The 22,557-nt window shown below is 47.9% G+C and carries 14 protein-coding genes; 3 read left to right on the top strand and 11 right to left on the bottom strand.

Going from position 1 to position 22,557, the window contains the following annotated elements; genetic code table 11:
* Nucleotides 1–19 precede the first annotated feature (19 nt).
* Together DYH48_RS10130 and DYH48_RS10125 are read right to left on the bottom strand one after the other, a co-directional pair.
* Nucleotides 20–331, bottom strand: a complete 312-nt coding sequence (locus DYH48_RS10130; protein ID WP_011074407.1) for a type II toxin-antitoxin system RelE/ParE family toxin — start codon at nt 329–331, stop codon at nt 20–22.
* Nucleotides 331–591, bottom strand: a complete 261-nt coding sequence (locus DYH48_RS10125) for a type II toxin-antitoxin system Phd/YefM family antitoxin (protein ID WP_011638898.1) — start codon at nt 589–591, stop codon at nt 331–333. Before DYH48_RS10125 ends, DYH48_RS10130 begins: the two co-directional genes overlap by 1 nt.
* 169 nt (nt 592–760) lie before the next feature.
* Between DYH48_RS10125 and DYH48_RS10120 the strand changes: the two genes are divergently transcribed.
* The 3 genes from DYH48_RS10120 to DYH48_RS10110 are packed head-to-tail and all read left to right on the top strand — an operon-like array spanning nt 761 to nt 3,276.
* Nucleotides 761–1,339 carry a recombinase family protein gene (locus DYH48_RS10120; RefSeq protein WP_107881344.1) on the top strand — a complete coding sequence of 193 codons (579 nt, stop codon included), beginning with the start codon at nt 761–763 and terminating at the stop codon, nt 1,337–1,339.
* Between the two features lie 21 nt (nt 1,340–1,360).
* On the top strand, nt 1,361–2,836 hold the full coding sequence (locus tag DYH48_RS10115; protein ID WP_256613043.1) for a DUF6035 family protein: 1,476 nt from the start codon (nt 1,361–1,363) through the stop codon (nt 2,834–2,836).
* Between the two features lie 32 nt (nt 2,837–2,868).
* Nucleotides 2,869–3,276, top strand: a complete 408-nt coding sequence (locus tag DYH48_RS10110; RefSeq protein ID WP_256613042.1) for a GNAT family N-acetyltransferase — start codon at nt 2,869–2,871, stop codon at nt 3,274–3,276.
* Nucleotides 3,277–3,312: 36 nt separating this feature from the next.
* On the opposite strand, the gene recD is transcribed toward DYH48_RS10110, so the two are convergent.
* From recD to rmuC, 9 genes are all read right to left on the bottom strand, one after another.
* Entirely contained in the window at nt 3,313–5,532 is a 2,220-nt protein-coding gene (gene recD, locus DYH48_RS10105; RefSeq protein ID WP_115334678.1) for an exodeoxyribonuclease V subunit alpha, read from the bottom strand.
* Nucleotides 5,529–9,350 carry an exodeoxyribonuclease V subunit beta gene (gene recB, locus DYH48_RS10100; RefSeq protein ID WP_115334677.1) on the bottom strand — a complete coding sequence of 1,274 codons (3,822 nt, stop codon included), beginning with the start codon at nt 9,348–9,350 and terminating at the stop codon, nt 5,529–5,531. Before recB ends, recD begins: the two co-directional genes overlap by 4 nt.
* On the bottom strand, nt 9,347–13,159 hold the full coding sequence (gene recC / locus DYH48_RS10095; protein WP_115334676.1) for an exodeoxyribonuclease V subunit gamma: 3,813 nt from the start codon (nt 13,157–13,159) through the stop codon (nt 9,347–9,349). The genes recB and recC overlap by 4 nt, the downstream gene beginning before the upstream one ends.
* Nucleotides 13,160–13,314: 155 nt before the next feature.
* Entirely contained in the window at nt 13,315–15,540 is a 2,226-nt protein-coding gene (locus DYH48_RS10090) for a transglutaminase TgpA family protein (RefSeq protein ID WP_115334675.1), read from the bottom strand.
* A complete protein-coding gene (locus tag DYH48_RS10085) occupies nt 15,537–16,634 on the bottom strand; it encodes a DUF58 domain-containing protein (RefSeq protein WP_115334674.1) in 1,098 nt (365 codons plus the stop codon). The genes DYH48_RS10090 and DYH48_RS10085 overlap by 4 nt, the downstream gene beginning before the upstream one ends.
* Before the next feature lie 99 nt (nt 16,635–16,733).
* Nucleotides 16,734–17,645 (bottom strand): AAA family ATPase, encoded by a 912-nt coding sequence (locus tag DYH48_RS10080; protein ID WP_115334673.1) that lies wholly within the window; start codon nt 17,643–17,645, stop codon nt 16,734–16,736.
* A gap of 185 nt (nt 17,646–17,830) precedes the next feature.
* Nucleotides 17,831–18,535 carry an EAL domain-containing protein gene (locus DYH48_RS10075; protein WP_115334672.1) on the bottom strand — a complete coding sequence of 235 codons (705 nt, stop codon included), beginning with the start codon at nt 18,533–18,535 and terminating at the stop codon, nt 17,831–17,833.
* Between the two features lie 239 nt (nt 18,536–18,774).
* On the bottom strand, nt 18,775–20,700 hold the full coding sequence (locus DYH48_RS10070; protein ID WP_115334671.1) for a transglycosylase SLT domain-containing protein: 1,926 nt from the start codon (nt 20,698–20,700) through the stop codon (nt 18,775–18,777).
* A 161-nt stretch (nt 20,701–20,861) separates the two neighbouring features.
* The gene (gene rmuC, locus DYH48_RS10065; protein WP_006087313.1) at nt 20,862–22,421 is read right to left on the bottom strand and encodes a DNA recombination protein RmuC; all 1,560 of its coding nucleotides are present in this window, start codon (nt 22,419–22,421) and stop codon (nt 20,862–20,864) included.
* Nucleotides 22,422–22,557: the final 136 nt, after the last annotated feature.

Genomic DNA, 22,557 nt, shown 5'->3' with positions numbered 1-22,557 from the left:
AACCTCTTATTTCACTACATCAGATTGTTTCCCGCTCCGCGAGATGAGTAAGTGGAACCATACTTTTATGTAAGATCCCAAATACAACGAATTGATGCTCATGTTGGATGTAATAGATGACGTGACTTGAATAAGGAAAACTAAACACATTCATGCGTACCTCGGGTCTATTTTTCCCAAGGGTGGGTGTTTCAGCCAGCAGCTGAATCGTTTGTTTAAGTCCGGATAAATAGGTCTTTGACTGAGTAGCCCCCCATTGGGCTAACGTAAAGCGGTGAATGCCTATCAGATCAGACTGTGCATCAGGTGTTAAATGATAAGTTACTGCCATTAGTCATACTGCCCTGCAGCCAGCTCATCAAAAAAGGTATTACCATCAACCAAATTGCCCATTTTGATGTCAGTCATGGCTTTCACCGCTTTGGATTGAAGCAAATGTAATTTTAGTGTCTCGATACTTTGGTATGCATCAGCTGAAATAACAACGGCCACAGGCTTGCCATTTTTATTAATTTGGATTGGAGCTTGTTGGGCTTTGAGCAACAAATCTCCAAAGTGAATTTTTGCTTCATTGGCTGAAAGAGTGTTCATTTATCACCTTTAAACGAATCGTTCGATTCGCTCAATTTACACCAGTTGGGCGATAAAAGTCAAAAATGCACCTTATCAAAATGTATACTATTTGACAGCTCTGGTTATTGCCTATCAAAACTACTATCATAAGTGCATTATCAAAACCTTTAAAGAGATATGGTAATTTATGTCCAAAGTTGGTTATGCTCGAGTGAGTTCCACGGGTCAAAGCTTAGAAGTGCAACTGGGCAAGTTACATCGAGCTGAGTGCAATAAGATATATCAAGAAAAACGCAGTGGGAGGACGGCTGAACGGTCTGAATTTCAATCTTGCATGAGTTATTTACGTGAAGGGGATACCCTAGTGGTAACCCGACTCGATCGTCTTGCTCGCTCAGTCGTCCACTTAGCCCAGATTGCTTCGCGTTTTCAAAGTGAAGGTATTGATTTGCTCGTTATCGATCAGAACATCGATACGAGCACTTCGACTGGGAGACTCATGTTCAATATGTTGGCAGCTATTGCTGAGTTTGAAAATGACTTGCGGACAGAGAGACAGGCCGAAGGTATCGCAAAGGCCCATGAAAATGGAGTTAAATTTGGTAGGCCTGTAAAACTTACAGACACCTTAAAACAAGCGATTTATGATAAAAGAGCTGAGGGGGCCACTATTGGTCAGCTTGCCAAGGAGTATCACCTTGGAGAAGCTTCTATTTATCGGGCTATAAATTCAGTTAAACAATCAATTGTTTCCCCTACTCGATAGATGTTAAAGAGCTGCGAGATTATGGAAAATACTAAGCGCCAAATCCCTATTGTTATAGATACCGAGCGTAATGAGTCCATTTGGGTTGAATCATTAAGTTGGATCTATGAACAGCATGAACTACAAGAAATACGTCAAGCCAACATAAAACACCATCGTTTCGTCTGTCAAAACTGTAAACAACTGGTGTATCTTCATGCAAAACGAGATGACGATAGTCGGCACGGGCATCAATATTACTTTAGTCATCCAGAAGGGATTGATTGCGATTGGAAATCTGATAGTAAATCTCGTGCGGAAATTTACGCTGGAGTAAGTGAGGGAAATAAGCATTGGCAAATGAAAGAGCTACTCGCTAAGACGCTTATTAACCTCCCCAATTGGGAAGTGATTGATGTCGATACGCAGTTTGTTTTTAGCCTAGACAAGCTCAAACGTGCAAAACCCGACCTCCATGCTCGTTATTTCGGTAAAGATGTTGCGTTTGAAATCCAACTTCGTAGTGAATCCCCAAAAGTCATCCTTGACCGACAGCATTTCTATCAGGAAAAAGAATGGCCATTGATTTGGCTAAGTGCCGAGAATGAAGATCAGATCCTTGATTTTTTTGATAAAGAAAGAATTGCGGTAAAACAAGTCCAGAAGGATATTGCCTTTTGTAACCGAGGGAACTGGTTCATTTTCAATAAATTTTTAGCTTCCGAATCAGTCGAAAACAAGCAGCTTACGATATTAACGAAAGTGTGGGAGCCCAGCTTAGCTGGTAAAAAGATTTATTATGATTGGTGCCAATATAGTGTTACCTATGACCAACTCACCCATCACGATGGTGAAACTTTTTATAGGGACTTTTACGCTTTAGATCGTGCACTAAAAGCTGATTTGGTTGAACAAGGGAAGTTAAGAGTTTTAGCAAATATTGATCATTTCAAAAACCAAGAATACCGCGATTGGAGCCAATTTTTAGTTGCTGCCAAGATATGCTGGCCAACTCTCGATATGAGCAGCGATGCTGATTGGCTGCATTCTGTGTTTAAAGAAGACTATTATCGACGTGTACTGCAAGTAAAAAGCACTGTGCTAACTATCATTCGATATTACTCATCAGACATGCCTAGTTCATATAAGCGTTGGGAACAATTTGCATTAAAATTAAGCCATTTATACTTTGGTTTCCACAAAAATATGAGCTTAAGTGTGCTCGAAAAAATTATGTTAATCCTTGGGTATGATCTTTCAACTAAGTTGGGTAGAAGACAAAAATCCTATGCGCGAGCTGTTCATAACTTTTTCGACTATGAAGCATTTAAACCATACCAAGCACTTTGCTTACGTGCTATCGAACTTAGCGAACATAAAGAAGAGCTTTTACATACGCCTAATGTACTGACACGATTGAATGATCCTATGAAAAAATCTATCGAAATAAATTCAAGTTTAGATGATTTTCTAGAATGGTTTGCTTCTGATCCTATCTGTGAGCAAAGAGGATTGTAGCGTAGTTTTGCTAACTTTACATTTTTGGCGCGTTGGGCAAATTTAGCCAGCTAGGTTATGCTTTGCATGTCGCCGCGTTAGCCCAGACATTAACAGAGTACCAAGATAACCCCCAGTCCCGAAGTGATGAGCTATTAGTATGTGAGCAACCCGATGCACAGGGTGAGCCGCAAGTTGTCGCTGTGATGGCCTTGATGTTCTTTGATTATTTCCCCGCCTTGAGTCGTATCTGTCGTATAACGGCGATTGTGGTGAATGCCGACATGCGGGGTCAGGGCATAGGCACTCAGCTCATTGATTTTGCTAAAGCGCGCGGAAGACAAGAGAATTGTCAGTTACTCGAACTCACCACATCGACCCAGCGCATCACCACTCAGCAATACTATGAAAGCATAGGGTTTACCAAAACCTCCTTCCGTTATAGCTTAGTCTTGAGCTAAACGAACCTAACTTAACTTAACTTAACTTAACTTAACTTAACCCCAAAGCCTGTCTGCAAGACCCGATGCGCGTTGGGTTGCTTGGCTACTGGCCCGCTCGAATACGTGCTGGGTGCCTAAGCAGGTAAAGTGTACTTTAGCGCGGGTGATGGCGGTGTAGACCAACTCTTTGGTCAGCAGTTGCCACTGGGCTAGGCTGGGGCTCGGCGGCAATACCAAGGCCACACGGCTAAATTCGCTGCCTTGGCTTTTGTGGACTGTCATGGCGTAACAGGTTTCATGGCTGGGCAAACGGGCTGGCAAGACTTTTAACAGACTGCCATCGGCCTTGATAAAGTGCGCCATTAAACGTTCGGGTTTATCTTCATCCTGCAAAATCAATCCGATATCACCGTTAAACAGGCCTAAGTTATAGTCATTGCTTTGGATGATAATCGGCCGACCCAGATAAAACTCCTGTAGCGGTTTAATCAGCTTGGCATTGGCCAGTGCTTGAGTCACAAATTGATTGATGCCTTCGACCCCATAATCGCCCGAGCGCATGGCGCATAAAATGCGGTACTGGTTAAAGCTTTCTATGATGTCAGCCGTGCTTGGACGTGTGTCTATATCACTATTACTTACATCATTGTTACTTGCACGGTTATTCAAGGCTCTGAGATAAACTCCATATTGCTGACAGGCTTGCTCTAGCAGTAAATTGAGTCCCACATTATTAGCCGGCTCGCTCACTTTGGCTTGGGTTTGGCTTACGACCATTCTGTGTTCTAGCCAGTTCAATTCAGCAGGGCCTTGTTGCCATACTTGCAATATGCCTTGAAGATCCGCGCGATTAACGGCGCTAGCAAGCAGTCCAATCCCCGCATCGCCTTTAAATCTGTGGCTGTGCATCAGCATACACAAACTATCGCCAAGTTTAGGCGCATCGCTGATAAAGGGCGTTAACTCAAAACCCGTTAATGCACTCAGGCGCGAGGCTTGCTCCTTGGAATAGCGCATTTGCCACAGAGCTTGGCTGTTTGACGCTATGTTATTTTGCGCAAGGTTATTGGGAGCTACTGGCATTTTCAGGCCAGCACAAATATCGGCGAGCACAGCGCCGGCTTCAACCGAGGCGAGTTGATCCTGATCGCCGAGTAAAATCAAACTGGCGTGCTCAGGCAGTGCGCTCAGCAGCTTATACATCATGGGCAAATCGACCATAGAGGCTTCGTCGATAATTAATAAGTCGAGCCTAAGCGGATTACCTTGATGGTGGCGAAAGTGCGGCGAGTTGGGGATCACCCCGAGCAGCCTGTGTAAGGTTGATGCCTCCTCTGGAATTCGCCCCAGTGCGGTTAGAAAGTCTTGGTTATTTCTATTGCGAGCTTCATCAATAATATCAGCATGGACGCTGAGCTCCTTCGCCAGACGCGCTTTTGAGGCTTTGATTGATTCGCTTAAGCGAGCCGCCGCTTTTCCCGTTGGCGCGACTAAACGGATTTCCTGCCGTGATTCCATTTGCAACAATAACAAAAGCTTAGTTACAGTGGTGGTTTTGCCTGTGCCTGGACCGCCAGTGATCACCGACAGTTTTTTACCCAGCGCTGTGGCCGTGGCGACCTTTTGCCAATCAACGGCCGCTGAGCTTTGTGTGTCTTCACTGTTAGTCAGTACATTGGTAGTGAGTGAATGGGGATCGCTCACATTGGCAGGGAACAGTTGATCTAACAGTGACCTCAATTTAGCGGTTTGAGTTTGCTCTTGGTGGCTTACGTCTTCAGAGTGTTTAGATACGCTGCCTGATAGGCGGATTAAAGAAGCGGCAACTGAGGTTTCAAATTGATGATAACGTTGTAGATAGAGTCTGCCATTATCAAAAATAAGTGGTTTGTTACTGCCCGCTTGGCCAACGGCATCAAAGCTTTGCAAAGTCTCTGTGAGCGCTTCTAGGCTTAAGCTGATTTTACAATGGCTATTTTGCTCAGCCATGGGATTAAGCGGCACAATATGGGCGAGCACTAGGCAGCTGTGCTGTGAAGATAATTGCTGGCTTAATAGCGCACATAGCAAAATAAACAAGGGTTGTTGGCTGTCGCTTGGATGTAAGTGGCTCATCTCGAGCGCGAAATGTCGGTCGAGCGGTGTGAGCAGTCGTTCCTGCTCCCACAGTTTCAACAGCTCTGGTAGCGGCGCGGTAAGCTGGATTGCGCCATGGTCTATCCATTTCGCGGCTGAGAGTGAATGTGCATTTAGCCCTTGGGTTGAGCGCATCATGCCGTGACTCCTGTATCGATTGCACCAGCTAATCTGCTGTGAAATAAATTGTCATTAAAAAGTGAATCCAGCGCGAGAATAAGTGCCTTCGGCGGCTTGTCGTAGTAAATACCATAGCCGGGATATTGAGCCGACATACCCCGTAAGAACAAGTAATAACAACCGCCGATGTGGCTGTCGTAGTCATAACTTGGCAGGCGTAAACTCAAATATCTGTGCAGCGCCAATGAGTAGAGGATGTACTGCAAATCGTACCTATGATCGGTTATGGCACTTTGCAGCGCGCTCTGATGATAGGCATTGATGTTGTCGCCTAAATGATTCGACTTATAGTCGGCGATATAATATTTTCCTTGGTATTCAAAGGTTAAATCGATAAAGCCTTTGAGCATGCCCTTGAGATCATCAAACTTAAGTGTTGATTCATAGCCAAACTGCTGCAGTAGCGCATTGAGCTCAGTATCCTTAAGTTCACTTAGGGGTAAATAAAACTCCATTTCGACCAAGGTATCCTGCGGCGATAACTTGGCTAAGCATAGTCCTGGATGTTCAGGTTTGGCCGTCTTGGAATGATTCTCTAAGGCCGATGTTGAAGGCATTGTCGTTGGCACTGTTGTTGATGACATTGTTGTCGGCATGAGCCCAAGCGGCGCGTGCAGCACATCCAGATACCAAGTGTGCAATACCGTTTGCCACTCGGGTGCGATACCGTATTTCAGCATGGCTTTAGGCAGTTGCAGCGGTAAGTCTCTGTCTGCATGCGTAAAATCAATCTCTTCTAGCACTAAGTGCATAAAACTACCGGCGTTAGCGCCGCGCTCAAAGTTAAAGCGATTGAGCATGCCATCCTGCAGCTCATGACTTGGCTCATCAGGAATAGAGAGTGTTTGCGCAGCCATATATTCAAGCGTGCCTAATGCTTCATCATCGGCGCCCGGAGCGGCTTTACCATGGCTGGTATTTTTAACTAGGCCTGAATAACTGCCGACTCGCCACGGCGTGCTGTATTGGCGGGTTAAGGTTTTCGCGCTCAGTATTTGCGCTATGTCTTGGCTTGAGGGCAATGGCCGCTCGTCTATGTCATCGGGCACCTTATCAATACTTATGGCTTCCACATCTTGGGCGAGCTGCTGCGCAGCATTGCAGATACGGACAAAGTCACATTCTGAGTCGCCTATGCCGAGCAGATAGCCGATGGCGGTTTCATGCAGCTGACTTTTAAGGCCATTTTTAAGCTGACGACTGTGATTGGCGATATACAAGTAACACAAATACACAGGCCGAGTGAGCGCCACATATAGCAAGCGCAAGTCTTCGGCCAAGGTTTCTTGTTTGGCGCGCTCCCAACCCTCATCCGTGCCTTCGATATCCCATACGAGTTCTTGCTCACCTGCATCGTTGGTTCTGTGGTACAGCATAGGCGTCGGGCGACGGCGATTGTCGCGGGCTAGGCTGACAAAGGGCACAAAGCACACGGGATACTCAAGGCCCTTACTCTTATGGATAGTAACGATCTGCACCAGATTCTGCTCGCTCTCAAGGCGCAGCTGCTGTTCATCGGTTCCCGTGTTATCAATCAGTTGCTGTTCATACCAATTGAGCAGGGCGCTAATACCATCAAGCTCGGTCGCCTTTTGCTGTAATAGCTCGGCAAGGTGACGAAAATCCGTCAAACGGCGCTCGCCATTCGTGGCATCTTGCTCCTGTGCATCGGTTTGCGTACTAGCGGAGTGCAGTAAACGGTCAATCAGCTTAGTGCTATTGGCAAGGCTTAATAGCGCGGGCATGATGCCGCGTTTTTGCCACACTTGGTGCAAGTTAAAAAACTGCTCTAATAACAGCTGTCTGTGCTCTTCATCTTGGTTGAAGGCATGAATTTGCTCGGCGCTGTAGCCCAATAATGCCGTGGCTAGGGCGCTGCGCAATGCCCGTTCATCCTTAGGATTCGCCAGAGATCGTAAAATTAACGCCATTTCCCGCGCTTCAAGGGTATCGAACACACTGTCACGACTTAAAAACACTGCGCCTATATGACGTTTACTCAATGCGGTTTTCATCACCGCCGCTTCGTTGCGATCCCGCACTAAGATAGCGATGTCTTTAGCGATCAAAGCTCCTTTCGGGCTGTGGCATTCGCCATTGGCCGCATCTGTCAGTAAACGGGTGATCTCCGCTGCTGCATCTTCGGCGAGCAAGTGTCTGGCGGTGGTTTTATTGAGGCCGTTTTCTGCGCTTTCGCTTAAGAGTCTTAGTCTTAAGGCAGCAGGATTAGCTGTTTTTTCAGTGAGGGTTTTCCCCTTGGCACTGCTGGGCGTTTTCACGCTATCAAAGGGGATCGATTGACTGATAAAAGGATCATTATGCTGGCTAAACAGATGGTTAACTCCAGCGACCATGTTTGCGCTTGAGCGGTAGTTGGTATCCAGATGATAGTGGGCCTGCGTATGATGACGGGCCTCAATATAGGTATGGATATCGGCGCCGCGAAAGGCATAAATGGCTTGTTTAGGATCGCCAATCATCAACAGGCTGAGCTTGTTCTCTGTAGTATCTACACCTTGCTGCTCAAACGAGTAGCGGCCTTGGTAGATGCCAGAGAAGATCGCAAATTGCAGTGGATCGGTATCTTGGAATTCATCGATAAGCGCGACGGGGAAACGTGTTGCCACGGCTTTTGGCAAGGTTTCATTATTGGCATGTAGCGCGCTTGCTAATGTCGTGAGCAAATCATCTGGGGTCAGCACGTTTTTTTGCTGCTTTTGCTGGGCAAATCGCTCGCTTATACCAAGTTTCGCACTATACAAAAATGCCGGTTTAATGGCGGTAATCAATGTGGCGAGCTGCTCCATATGATCCATCAGCGGCGCTTCGCTCACGCTTGGGATCACGCCGCCCTTGTTGAGCTTTAACTCCGACAAGGACAAGGCTTCTAACTCTTTCTGTGGTGGCAACCCATGACCGAAGGCGAGCCAGTTATCCAGCGCATCGAACATGGCGGCGAGCTTGGGGTATTTATCCGTTGCCTTGCCAAAGCGGGTGCCATTCAGCGGCAAACTGTGCAGCAATGCCAATAAGCTATCGCGTCCCCGTGGCCAAGCTAATTTAAAGCGCTCTAAACTTTGGCGTAATGACAGGGCCAAGGCATCAAACTTCAGCGCGGGTTTTAGGGGCTTTGCTTGACTGGCGCCAAGGAGCGGTCGCAACTGCTTAACTAAACCATCGGGCTCGCCAAATTCCTTGGCAATGATTTGCGCTAAGTAATCGGGCAGCGGATAACAGGCCTCACGCCAAAAATCCCGCACCGCATGGTGCAAAAACTCGCTGTCGTCCAAGGTAAAGTCCGATTCGAACAGCAAGGAAGACTCAAAGGCGAGATCCGATAAAATTCGCTGACAGAAACCGTGAATGGTAAAAATTGCCGCCTCGTCGAGGGATTTAAGGGCGAGATCGAACCGCCGCAGAGCAATGGCGCGTTCACTCTCAGGGGTGTTGTCATACAACGCCTGCACAAAGGGATCGGCAATCGTTAGCCCTAAGAAGCACTTAAAGGCGACTTGAATACGGCGACGAATGCGATCCCGTAATTCTTCGGTGGCCGCATTGGTGAAGGTGACTACGAGAATTTGCTCACAGGTCAGCGGCGCTGCTATGCCATCGCCAAGCAATAAGCGTAAATAAAGACCTGAAATGGTGTAGGTTTTACCTGTGCCAGCGCTGGCCTCAATAAGACGACTACCGCCAAAGGGCAATGTGAGTGGATCAAGCGCCTGCGCCGCTGAATGTAACGCTGCTGCGTTTAACTGCATCGGTTCACTCATGCTTGCTCTCCCTGTGCGCTATCGCGGTTTAAATGTGCTGCAGTCGCTTGTGTTTCAGTCGCTTGTACATTGGGAGTTTGGCCTTGGCTCATGCCATCATTTAGCGCAAATTCTTCAAGCTGAGCCAAGGTATCTTTGAGATATAAACTCACCATAGGGCGATAGATGCGCTCGGCTAATGCGCCAAAGCTATCCTCAGAGAAATCCCGCGGAAAACTGAATAAGCGTTGGTAATGGGGCTCGTTCCCTTCGCCCAATTGACTCTGCTCATCCAGCCATTCAGGTAACGCTTGCTGCAAACGCTCATCGTGCTCACCCTCGCAGCTGACGTAGGCCAGTGAGGTGCGCGGCATAAAACACAGTGGATATTGCTGACCTTGATAAAACAGCACCAGCAAATCGGCCAGTAACGCATGGGCGCGCTCAGCAGTGATTGGCGCTAAGGCGTGGAAATGCCCCATGTCGAGTAGATAGCTTGCATGTGTGTGACCCATTGCCATTAAACACAGGTGGCGAAGGTATAACCTCAGCACATCGCGGCCGTGGGCGCTACCGGGACGGTAATTCACTAATCCCTTAGGGCTGATGTCATCAATACGGCCTTGCAGTAACACTTGCTGGGATTTACCCGCCGTGATGGGTAAGTCAAACACGAGTTTAATATCCGCGTGACTACTGGCCTGTTCTCCCTTGAGGAACAAGGTTCTACCAATCAAAGGCTTAATATCGTGCTGATATTGGCGTAGCAGCAAATCATCGAAGGGCTGCATCGGCAAACTGCCGCTGGCTTTGAGGCGTTTAATTAGCTCGATATCGGGCTCAGTCAGACCTTGGCCTATGGCATCGTCGAGTAACTGGGCCTGTAACATATAGCGCTCTAGGGCATTTAAGCTAAAGGGCTCGTCATTATCATCGGCCTGAATATTAAGACTAAGGTCGACTTTAAGCGTTCGGTTGAAGAAGTACTGCGCCGGATTTCGAAAGAAACGGATCAGGGCAGACACATCAACTTGCTTGCTTTGCTGTTGTTCGCGCACAGAAGCGGGCTGTGCCTCTGTATCTGGCATTGAGTCTTGCTCATCCGCTTCGAGCATGATGCGAGTTTGCGCGCCGATAAAGCGGCCCGCATGTGTGCCCGCTGCCGCCGCATTGGGCGGACACCATTGCTGGCTATAACTTTGGCCCATGCCCGACTTATGTTGGCTTATGCTTGAGCCATCTATGTTTGAGCTATCTTCGTCATCACTTTTTACTGTGGCTTGATACAACTTAGGATCGAAGGGTTGCAGCGGCTGGTGGCTGACAATCGCGTTATAAAGGGCTTTTTCAGCATCTTCTGGGTCTATGGGGCTTGAAACTTTCTGCGATTGAGCCAATAGCGTTTCAGGCAAATAGCACAGCTGACAATATTCAATCAGTTCAGAGACGAGCATAGAGGCGATACGTTCAGAGTTATCCCGTTCGCTGCGACCGATATAGCTGATATACAGTTGCTCACGCGCCGACAATAAGGCTTCTAAAAACAAATATCTGTCATCGAGACGGCGGGAGCGATCGCCTTTACGGGCACCAAAGTGTGCCATTAAATCAAAGCCGACGGGATGCTGAACCCTAGGATACACCCCATCATTCATGCCGAGTAAACACACGACCTTAAAGGGGATCGAGCGCATCGGCATCAAGGTACAAAAGTTCACGCTTCCCGCAAGATAACGCTGGCCGACCCGAGATTCGGTTAAGCGTTGATTAAACCATTGCTGCAGCACTTCGATACTGAGGCTCAGTCCGCTTATGCTCTGTTTGGCTAGCGTCTCGAACATACTTGTATCTAACGAGTTTGTATCCAATGGCTTGCCCGCCGATAGTAACTCTTGCTCTAGGGCGGCAATGGCATCGCGGATTTCCTGCAATTGTTCGCGCTCGTCTTCATCAGTGTCGTAGAAGGCATCCAGTAGCTCAGTTAATTCAGCCAAACGCAGGGCGCCCACTTGCGGTAAGGCGAGTATTTGCGCCGTTTCATCGAGTACTTCAATAAAATTGAGTAACTTACCTAACGCCTGCGCCGATTGGCCTTCGATGCCAGTCACGATCAGATGGTCTTGGTACAGCGGCGCATCGTCACTCAAGGCGTAGCCTAAAATCAGCCTTTTAATACCAAAGGCCCAGGAGTTTTGCTTAAACGCTGGCACGCCTTGTTTAAGGCGGCTTTGTTCATCGCGGCCCCAACGCACGCCCGCTTCATCTAACCAGCGGCGGATCAGTTGCAATTCATCGTCATCGAGCTGGAAACGGCGCAAAATGGCGGGTACTTCGAGTATGCTCAAAATGTCGGTCAGACCGAAGCGACTTTGATTAATCCCAAGTAAATTCAAAAAGCTATTGATGAGCGGTGATTCCTGCGCTGCGCCGCGGTCGGCAATGGCGTAGGGAATGTAATGCAGACCTTGCTTCGCCGAGAAGACAGCATCGATGTAGGGCGCGTAAGCGGCGACATCGGGCATCATCACCACTATGTCTTTGGGTGTCAGGTCGACATCATTGCTGAGTAACTCAAGCAAGTGATCGTGCAGGGTTTCGACTTCCCGCAGTGGGCTGTGACAACTCTTGACTCGAATGGATTCATCGTCGCGCTTAAGCAGGCGTCTGTTCTTGACATTTTGGTACAGCTCGGCATCAGGCCCTAGCACTCTGTCTAAGGTTTGCATCTCTAAAATATCGTATTGCACCCCGTGGAGCATGCTGGCATGACTGTGTGGCGAGTTGGGATCGTCGCAGGGCTCACAATACACATCGTCGCCAAAGTCGCAGTGTTCGGCGGGGAGCTCAAGCAGCATATCGAGTAATTCTCGGCCCATCTTGCCGTTATTGGCAAGCAGCGGATTGCCTACTTCGAGTTTATCTTCCCATAGTTCTGCTAATTGACGTTTACCCGCATATTGCACCGCCATGCGGGCACGATTACGGGGATCAACAATGTCGCCCCAATAGTGTTGACACGGGCTTAAACCCAGCACGATCACATCGATACGACCTGCCAGATGGTAAAGTACTTCGAGGGTTTGCGGCGCCATTGAGGAAATGCCAAACACAAATAAGCGTTGTGGCAATTGGGCGAGTGACGTGTCGGGATTATTTAGCGCGGCAATCAAGTCGCTGTGCAGGTTGGCTCTGTGGTAATGGCTTTGATTAAGCTCATCGCGGTTAAAGGCAATCAGTGCGCGCCATAGAATAGGTTGCCAGCGTTGGTCTTCATTCAGTGGCTTGGTAAGTGATTCGGGATGCTCGTTTTGCTCCCACGCTAAAATCCAATCGGGGCGATACACTAAGTATTGGTCGAAGATATCGGCGATACGGCCACAGAGTTGGTACAGCTTAATGTCGTCAGCCGTCATATCACTGGTGTTGAGATGTTCACTCGTATCGGCGGTATTTATGGTGGACGTGTTGTCTAGCGTATTACCTAGATAGTGTCTCAATGGCCCAAAGGCGTCATCTTGCAACATGCGCGGCAAGAGTTGCATCAGCTTCCACGTCATTGCCGCCTTAGTGAAGGCGTTGTCTTTGGGCACATCGGGCAATAAGTCATGGCACAACTGCCAAGTAAAGCTCGATGGCAGCGGGAATTCCAATGCGGCGGCAATCCCATTTTGTTTGGCGATTTCGAGGCGCAGCCAAGTCGACATGCCGGGACTCTGCACCAAAATATGCTCGTTACTCAGTAGACGTGCAAAAGCAAGGGGTTGGGTCAGGTAAGCGGCTAAATGGGCGCAGAGCACTTCCATCTGATTGGACTGGATTAACTTTAGCATGTGCAACTCGGCATGGTGACAGTAAAACAATTCTATGTGTTTGATTTATAAGATTCAACACTATTGCTGCTTCTGTGGAATTAACTCGCAATTTTAGGTGTTTACTGAGCCTTGAACCGATGACACTTGGCCGGCAAATGCTCAGTTTACAAATGCTAGGCTAGCGTGAACTTCTTTTTCGCCTTAGCCCTGAGCAATAACCAATTCAGTTGCTTTGCCGCCGCTTTAAATTTTGTTAAATGCGCTTGATAGTCATCAGCCGGTAAATCTTGATACTTCAGCGCCACATAACTTTGGGTCAAGGTGTGCATCAGCGCACAAAGCTGTGGTGCACTGTGTTGGTATTGCTCGATAATCTGCTGCGCAAATTGGTTTGGTCCATCACTGTCATTACGCTTAATACCATGGCGGGCGAGGCGATTGCAGACCTGTTGATAGCGAGCGCTGATAGGATCGCCCTGAGTGCTAAAATGTAATAGCCCCGCACTGTAGGCGATATAGAGCACGATAAGGCTGATACACAGCCCCATAAATACCGCGATTTTAGTGTTAGTCACATCGCCTAATATGCCGCTGAGCACTTGATTCTGCCTATCTTGATTGAAACCCAGTACCCACACGCTCCAGTAATAATCTATGCTGGCAAAACGTTGCCTTAACTCATTGAGCCAAGGCATGGATTTAAAGCGTAAGCTACTAAAAGGGCTTTCCTGCAGATAACTCAGCGCGGGATCAAACTGGGCGTCGAATCCTTGTTCGATTCGATCGGGCGCCACCATAGCGGTCGGGTCGAAACGAACCCAACCTTCACCTTCGAGCCAAACCTCTGCCCATGCGTGGGCCATATATTGATACACGCTGTAGTAACCCGCTTGCGGATTAAACTCACCGCCCTGATAACCCGTGACCATACGTGCGGGTAAGCCTGTGGCCCGCGCCATAAAAATGAAGGCTGCGGCATAGTGCACACAAAATCCGGCTTTGTTTTCAAATAGAAAATCATCCACTTGCTGCTGCCCAAGGGGAGGCGGCGTGAGTGTGTAGAAAAAAGGCTCGGTATTAAAGTGGCGCATCATGGCCCACAGTCGTGGCTTAGGCTCGGGATATTGAGTCTTAAATTGCTCGGCCAGCGCCCAAGTTCGTGGATTACTGTTACTCGGCAGTTCTAGGTTAATCTGCCTTTGCCGCGCCGAGAGCTTGAGATCCATCTTCGCCTTGGGCCAAGACTCCACTTGATAACTCATTCGCTGATCGACATTGCGCAGCGCTAACAGCCGATAATCGGGCATATTGACCACACTATCATCTTGGCTGTAGGCGACATCAAGGCCAAATAACCACGGCTGGTGGCTCGGCTCAGCAATCACTTGGTAACGAATACTTGGCTTATTGTTTTGCTTGCCTTGTTTTGCAGTATCTTGACCTTCGCTGTCTATCGAAGCGGGGCTCTTTATTAAATCAGGATCATTGGTCATTAAATCAGCATTACTGGTCATAGCTTCAGGACTGGTGACCTTCAAAGCTGGACTATTAAGCATCAAGGCGGGGCTTGGCCGAGTGGGCGGAAACAGCAGCGCATCTTTTTGCAGCTTTTTAATGCCTTCCTCCTGACGCCAAGTCATACCGTCATAGTTTTCCATCACCAGCGCGCGCCAATATAACTCAGCATTAATGGGCGCTGCATTGGCAAAACTCGCCCTAAAGGCCAGTTCGGTCGAACGGGTGAGCTTGCCGATATCACCAATGGCAAGACTATCGGACAAGCCCGTTTGCACTTCTTTCATGTTGGGCACTAACCAGAGCGGCGCAAAACGCGGTAACACTAAAAACAACAGCAGCGCGAGGGGCACACTCTGTAGCAAGAATTTACTACCAAGCAATGCCGTGTGTTTTAGGGAGTGTTTATCTTGATACAGGGTCACGAGCACACAGGTGTTGATCAGCGTTACCACGAGTAAATGCGCGGTATTAAGCAGGGATTGATGGTCGATAAAGGTCAGCGCGATAATAAAATAGCCCGCGAGGACGACAACACGCACATCCCTTTGATTACGCATTTCAATGTATTTTAAGGCATAACCTAACAGCAGCAGATTCACTAGCGCATTGAGTAAGCCTATTTCCTTTGAAACGAGTGCCAGTGTGGTTGCGGCGCCGATCGCAAGACTGGTCACCAAAAAACGCGGCGGCTTTGCCACTTTGCCGACATAAATCCCCACACGCCACAGCAAACAAATTGCGCAAATGCCTAAGGTCCAAGGCGTGGTCTTATCAAATAGCGGGCTCAGTACGGCGATATTGGTGATCAATAACCAAAATAAAGTCTGACGGCTGATGTTATCGCCAATTTGCGGTGTCGTGCTGCTGGCCGTTAATGTCATGCCTGTTCCCCCGAAGTAGGGACATGACGTTTCTTGCTGGTGGTTTTCGCCGTTTTATTCGAGTGCTTCGCCGCTGACGACGAATTAACGGCTGACGGCGCTAGCTGTGGATACAAGGCAAGGGCTTTCTGGCAGGCGATTCTATGGTTATGACCGATAGAGGGCGCGATCAATATATCCTCGCCCATTGGTGTTTGCAGATATAAGCCAAAATACTGCTCGAGTTGCGTGAGTTTATTGATTTGCCAGCTTAATTGACTCAACTGGGTTTCGAGCCGTTTAGCATCGGGTCTGAGTCTTAACCAAACGGGATCGCCTTGGGGCTGTTGGAATTCTTTACTCAACATGCCGCGACCTTGTGCCCACTGTTTCCAGGCCACTTGCTTGAGGGACTCGCCGAGCACATGGGGTTTAAGACCTTTAAACTCATCGATACCCGACACATGTTTACCCGCCAGTAACAGAGGATCTTGCTCCGACTGAGTATGATCAGCCTCAAGCTGCAACTGTGCTTCAATTGGTTGGGCAAAGACTAAGTGACTAATGGCCAAATCCACATGGGACCATGCGCGGCACAGCCCTAAGGGATAGAAGGATTCAATTTTGAGCCGACCCGGTGACACTTGGCCCCGCTGATGATATTCGAAGGGCACGAGCGCTTGCTGTTCATCTGTGCTGACGTTATGCACCGTATAAGTGCGATTATGCGGATAGTTAAGCTGGATATTATGACCACTGTGATGGGTGCTGATGAGGACCGGAAAGGTTAAGGTCTCGCCCGCATAGACTTCGGGCGGCGTCATGGCGCGTAAATGTAGACCAGCAAGATTTTTGTAACTGTAAAGAATACAGGTATTAAACAGGCTTAGGAGTAAGATGCTAAGGCCAATGACTAAGTTATTTTGATAGTTAGTGCCAAATAGATATAAGAGTAAAACCAACCCGAGCCAAACTAAGCCAAAACCGCTCGGCAAAATAAAAATGCTGCGATGGCTTAAGGTGATTTCAGGACTCGGTGGTAAACGCCTTGCTAACCAACGCTGCCAAATCGGTACTAGAGTCGGAACGAAAGTAGGGCGTATTAGTCGTTTCACTTCTGCATCACTTCCATGGTTGAATGGCTTGCTTTAATACCTAGGTTAACTGCTCGATTAACTGCATGCCTTAGCAATATTGTTCATGACAGTGGCTCGCTACATGATGGGGTTAACGCTCGCCAGAATTCGCTCGGATAAGGCTTCACCCTGTAATTGGCTACTGGTTCTGAGTCTATGCTCCGCCACGCAGCAAAAGACCGCTTGTACATCTTCAGGGACTAAATAATGTCGACCCGCTAAAAAAGCCCATGCCTTAGCAGCTTGCAATAAGGCTTTGGTGGCGCGGGGCGATAAACCCACGCTATCACTTTGGCTGCGAGAAAAATTCACTAAGGCCAGAATGTAATTGAGTAAGGCATCGGAAGCGCTGACCTTGTCGCACTGTTCTTGCAATTGCATCAAGGCCAGTGGTGTCAAGCATTGGGGCAGTTGATCTAAGGTTAAGTGGTTATGATTGCTCTTCAGCATCGCAAGTTCGGCGTCGTGGCTTGGATAACCAATAGATAGACGCATCATAAACCGGTCGAGCTGCGATTCTGGCAGCGGAAAAGTGCCGGATTGATCGGTGGGATTTTGGGTCGCGATCACAAAGAAAGGATTGGGCAATCTATGGGTGATGCCATCGACGGAGATTTGTTGTTCTGCCATCGCTTCAAGCAAAGCGCTTTGGGTCTTAGGGCTGGCTCGGTTGATTTCATCGGCCAAGATCATCTGCTTAAAAATCGGCCCTGGATGGAAGATAAATTGCGCCTGATGTTTATCAAAAATCGACACCCCGAGAATATCAGCGGGCAGCATGTCGCTGGTAAATTGAATTCTTTGATAGCTCAATCCTAAGCTTTGGGCTATGCCATGGGAAATACTGGTTTTACCCATGCCGGGTAAATCTTCAATCAGCAGGTGGCCGCGGGCGAGAATGCAGGCCAAAGCAAGCCGAATTTGCCTAGGTTTGCCCAGCAACACTTGTTCGAGTTGTTGTAGTAATTCGCTGATCCCAGATTGTGCCACGGGCGACTCCTAATACATTTAAAAGCGTAACTGAAAGTGCATGCGAAAGCAGACAAGCTTTACCACTATGGCGGATCATCGCCTGCTTATCCAGTAGCATTTCTAGTGCGAAATCAATTACTCGACTGAATGACGTTTAGGCTTGCGTGTGCTTGTGGCGCAAAGTCAGAGGGCGGCGCGTGGATCTATGCAAGACACAGCGCTTGACTGCGGGTGGGGCGAATAAACCAAGATTTAAACAGAAAGCCTTGGACTAAGTCGACGCCTATGTCTCGCGCAAACGCCAAGTGGGCTTCGGTTTCTATGCCTTCTAGAATGCACTGTTTGTTGGTTTGCTTGGCAAAGTTAATCAGCGCTATGAGTAACTGGACTCCCTCGGGATGCGTGATGTGGGTTAACCAATGACGATCGAACTTGAGATAATCCACATTCATCATCAAATCGACACAAAGCATGGAGTGGGGCGCGCCAATATCATCGAGCGCCACTTGGATATTCGCTTGTTTAAATTGGCTGAATAGCTGATTGGCAAGCTGGGCATCGTTAATGCAGGTATTTTCAATGATTTCGACCGTGACTTGCTGGTACTGCGATAATAGCTTTATAAGCTTGGCAGTATGTGGCCCATCGACAGCATGGGGATCGACATTGATAAAAATGCGCTGCTGGCTGGGCGCGTGAGCGAGTTGAAATGCTTTGGCTTGGTATTCAACGGCGGCGAGTAATTCTGTGGATTCATGCAATTGCTCGAACACGATATTAGGTGCAACCGCATCGCCATCAGGTAGATAAAAACGCGCTAAGGCTTCATAGCCGTCGATGGCTAACGTATGGGGATCGACAAAGGGTTGGTATTCGCAGCTGAGCGTTAACGAACTAAGGTTAATCATGAGCCTAATGGGAGTCTTAATGCATTAATACTAATTATTCGCATTTAATGCCTCGCAGTGCAAACAAGTTTACGATAAAACGGCGTGATTGCTGAATAATTATTCGCTTTGCTAATTATTTGAATTTAGAGAATATCATTCAGAATTTTTGGCGGTTAAAGCATGAGCATTACCCTAGGGTATGCTGAAAAGTAGGAACTCGATGCTCAGCAGCATCGAGTTCCTTTTTATGTCGCAAGTTAGTAAGCAAACTTCAGTTCGGCTTCGCTGAATAATGGCTGCGCTTTTTGCTCCTGCGCCTCATAAATCAATCGATAGCTGAAGACGGCTTGCACATATTCACGGGTCTCAGTGAAGGGAATGGCTTCGATAAAGCCCATAGCATCGAGTTTTCCATCCGAGTTTGCCAACCAGCGACGCACCCGTGACGGGCCTGCGTTATAGGCGGCGGTCGCGAGGATACGGTTCTGGTTAAACTCTTTTAACAACTGGGCATAGTAAGCACTGCCAAGATTGAGGTTAAGCTCTGCGCTGTAAAGATCCTTAGGATCGCTATATTTAGCGCCATGTTTCTTGGCGGTTGCTTTAGCGGTCGCAGGCATAATTTGCATTAAGCCGCGGGCACCCACGCCTGAGGTCGCATAAAGATAAAACGCGCTCTCGCGGCGACTGATCGCTCGAATCTCATCTATGTTCACTTTGTGTTTTTTACTGGCGTGCTCAAAACCTTCTTGGTGCGCCATCGGGAAGCGTAAGGGAATGTCATCCCACAACTTACCTTGGATACTGGCTTCGACGCCAAAGTCATACCAGCCTTGCTCATGGGCATAACGGCCGTAACGGGCTCGCATAGTGTTGTCACTGCGTCTGAGCAGCGACATCCATTCGTAACGTGCATCGAAATAACGATCCAGCGCCATTAGCTCTTGCACGCGCACAAAACCCACATCATCGGTTAATTTTTGGCTGCTGGCGTCGACGATAGGCTCAGGGCTTTGATTCAGCGAGACGGGTTTATTTAAAAACTGCGCGGCGGCAAAACCGTAAAAATTACGTTCATTGCTTATTGTCGCAAGAGCCTTAGTGGCACTTTCTGGCGCATCTTTAGCATTCGTGCGATAGAGCCAATATTGCCAGCGCTCCTTAGCCAAGGTTTCTGGTTGCAGTAAATTTAAATAACGGGCAATGCTGCGCATGTCGTGATCGCGAATGGCCCATCTTAACCGGCGTTCAAATAAGTCGTCACTTTTCAGCTCGGCCAGCACATTGTCGACATAGCTTTTATGGCTATCATCTTGTTCGATTAAGATGCGGCGAACTAAGTATTTATCCAGTTGTTGGGCTTGTGCTGGCGTGAAACGATTAGCCTTTTGATACCGTTCATACAAATTAATCGCTTGGTCGAGATCCTTGCGGGCAAGACGTTTTAATCCCGCCGCGACTATGTCACCCACAATCGGATTTTTATCCTTAAACTTTTCGGTATGGCGCAGGCTGTTTGGATCTTTATAGACGGCGACTAAGCGCTTCGCTTCGTTATTATGGGTGGTGATTTTCTGGGATAAATAGCTCAGCAGACTGGTTTCGCCAGTCTCAAAACTCAGCATCATCCGCGCCCAGATCACATCTTGAGTGCGTTTACCCGCTTTGGTCCAAGCGTTGAACAGGGGATCACATTCTTTTGGCCGTGAACTACCAAAGACCCAGAGTGATTGCGCCGCCGCATAGACGGTTTTTATCTCGCCCTTGGCAAGTTTTGCTTCGTAGTAATAACATTGCAGGCGGATGTCGGTAGGGACATCGGGGCTTATCGCAAGATAATCACTCCAGCGTTTTTGGGTTCCCGCATTGTTTAAGTATTTAGACCTTAACCTGTTGTACATAGGCGTGGTTTGATACTTATCAATCAGATTTTTTGCCGCAGCGCCATGCAAACCATTGAGGTCGCCGATGTCGATATCATGGTCTAAGTAAATCGCCAGCGGATAATCGCCCAATTTTGCCCGTAGGGGTTTATAGACTTCATAGTCTTGTTTCTTTAAGGCTTTTTCGGCCTCAAGGAAGGTTTTCTGCGTTGGCGTTAACGCGAATGCAGAAGGGGCATTCAAGGCGCCTGCGAGCAATATTGCGCTGGATATAACCACATTCATCACGGCTTTGCACATGGAGCTTTTGCCTCCGGGCATCAAGGTATCAATCGACATGTCCGTATCGATTCAAGGTTATTGGCGAGTGTTCAACTCTATCAATCAATTAGGTCTATTAACTTTGTTTATCAAATCAGTGTATTAACTCAATTTATCAACTCAGTTTATCAATTTGGGCATTATGCGGGTTCGAGTTCTGTGTCCTTAGGATCGCGCGTTGGCGGCAGCGTTAGCTCAGCGTCATCATCCTGTGTGTCGTTGTCGTCTTGGGCTTCATTGAGTGCTTTTTCTAGCAGCATTTTATCCAGCTGTTTACTGGTATCGACCCCGAGTTGCTGCATTAAGTGGGCTTGACGCACTAAGTTACCTTTGCCCGATGACAGCTTGTTCATGGCGCTGTGATAGGTTTTTTCGGCGTTATCTAAGGCACGACCGAGTTTTTCCATGTCTTCAATATAACCACATAACTTGTCGTAAATACGACCCGCTTGTTTTGCTATGGTTTGCGCGTGTTGGTTTTGATATTCGTAGCGCCAAATATTGTTAATGGTGCGCAGGGCTACCAGTAAATTCGTCGGGCTTACCAACATGATATTCTGCTCAAGAGCAAAATTGACTAGGCTAGGATCATGCTCTAACGCCAGTAAAAATGCCGGTTCAATAGGAATAAACATCAACACATAATCGAGGCTCTTAAGCCCGTGCAGATTTTGATAATCCTTTTGACTCAAGCCCTTAATGTGACTGCGAATCGAGATCACATGCTCATTAATCGCCTGTTGGCGTAGGGCAGGATCTTCACTGTTGAAGTAACGCTCATAACTGACTAAGGACATTTTAGCATCGATGACCACGTCTTTATTTTCTGGCAGATGCACAATCACATCCGGCTTAAAGCGCTTACCGTTGTCGTCCTTGAGATCTTGCTGGGTATGGTATTCATGGCCTTCACGTAGACCGCTTTCCTGCAGCACGCGATCGAGGATCACTTCACCCCAGTTACCTTGCTGCTTGTTATCACCCTTGAGCGCTTTGGTCAGGTTGATTGCATCTTGGCTCATCTTCAGATTGAGATCTCTGAGGTGCTCAAGTTGATGTTTAAGGGCGCTGCGCTCGGACTGTTCGTGGGTGTAGGATTCACGAATTTGCTGTCTGAATCCTTCAAGCTGTTGTTTCAATGGCCCAAGCACGCCTTCGAGTTGGCTGGCATTTTGATGCTTAAAGTTTTCGCTACGTTCTTCAAAGATTCGATTGGCGAGGTTTTCAAATTGGGTTTGTAAGCGCACTTCGGCCGATTCTAAGCTAGCGATTTTATCCTGCAGTGATTCTTGCTGGGCATCGGCCTTGGCTTGAATGGTTTGCTGCATGGCATTGGATTTCGACAGCGCCAATTGAATTTCTAACTGACGGCGCTGGCTGTCATTCAATTGTTGCTCTAAGGTGGGTACACGTTCGGCTAAGGCCTCGGCTTTACCTAATTGTTCAATTTTGAGCTCAAGGCGCTGCTGGTATTGGCGCAGTTGCGCCTCTTTGTCATCAACCAAAATTTGCTGTTGTGCTAAGGATAATTCAGCATCTTCATTCACTTGACGCATCTCTTGCTCAAGTTGATCTTTATGTTGTTGCCAACGTTGGCGCGTGAGTCTTTGATTGAGCAGGGCACCGATCAACAGGCCTAAGAATGCAATGGCGAGAAGGCCGATGATTTCGGCGACGGAAAAAGATTGAGAAAATGGCATGATCAATAGCACTCCTTTAGCTTTGGCGCTTAGGTTCGCATGCCGCCCAATAGGCTTCAAGCCCTTTAATCAACTATATCTGCGCTTAATGCTTGAATGAGCAAGTCTTATACGTTTAAGGTGAATTTATTCACGG

Source organism: Shewanella baltica, from assembly GCF_900456975.1.
Classification (GTDB): Bacteria; Pseudomonadota; Gammaproteobacteria; order Enterobacterales; family Shewanellaceae; genus Shewanella; species Shewanella baltica.
The sequence above is the reverse complement of the archived record's forward strand: the minus strand, read 5'-3'. Positions and strand labels throughout refer to the sequence as shown.

What these genes read in the sequence shown, in the direction of transcription:
- DYH48_RS10090 (WP_115334675.1), bottom strand. Translation starts at nt 15,540, where the DNA reads ATGACATTAACGGCCAGCAGCACGACACCGCAAATTGGCGATAACATC.
- DYH48_RS10115 (WP_256613043.1), top strand. Translation starts at nt 1,361, where the DNA reads ATGGAAAATACTAAGCGCCAAATCCCTATTGTTATAGATACCGAGCGT.
- DYH48_RS10070 (WP_115334671.1), bottom strand. Translation starts at nt 20,700, where the DNA reads ATGTGCAAAGCCGTGATGAATGTGGTTATATCCAGCGCAATATTGCTC.
- DYH48_RS10120 (WP_107881344.1), top strand. Translation starts at nt 761, where the DNA reads ATGTCCAAAGTTGGTTATGCTCGAGTGAGTTCCACGGGTCAAAGCTTA.
- DYH48_RS10075 (WP_115334672.1), bottom strand. Translation starts at nt 18,535, where the DNA reads ATGATTAACCTTAGTTCGTTAACGCTCAGCTGCGAATACCAACCCTTT.
- DYH48_RS10125 (WP_011638898.1), bottom strand. Translation starts at nt 591, where the DNA reads ATGAACACTCTTTCAGCCAATGAAGCAAAAATTCACTTTGGAGATTTG.
- recD (WP_115334678.1), bottom strand. Translation starts at nt 5,532, where the DNA reads ATGATGCGCTCAACCCAAGGGCTAAATGCACATTCACTCTCAGCCGCG.
- recC (WP_115334676.1), bottom strand. Translation starts at nt 13,159, where the DNA reads ATGCTAAAGTTAATCCAGTCCAATCAGATGGAAGTGCTCTGCGCCCAT.
- rmuC (WP_006087313.1), bottom strand. Translation starts at nt 22,421, where the DNA reads ATGCCATTTTCTCAATCTTTTTCCGTCGCCGAAATCATCGGCCTTCTC.
- recB (WP_115334677.1), bottom strand. Translation starts at nt 9,350, where the DNA reads ATGAGTGAACCGATGCAGTTAAACGCAGCAGCGTTACATTCAGCGGCG.
- DYH48_RS10130 (WP_011074407.1), bottom strand. Translation starts at nt 331, where the DNA reads ATGGCAGTAACTTATCATTTAACACCTGATGCACAGTCTGATCTGATA.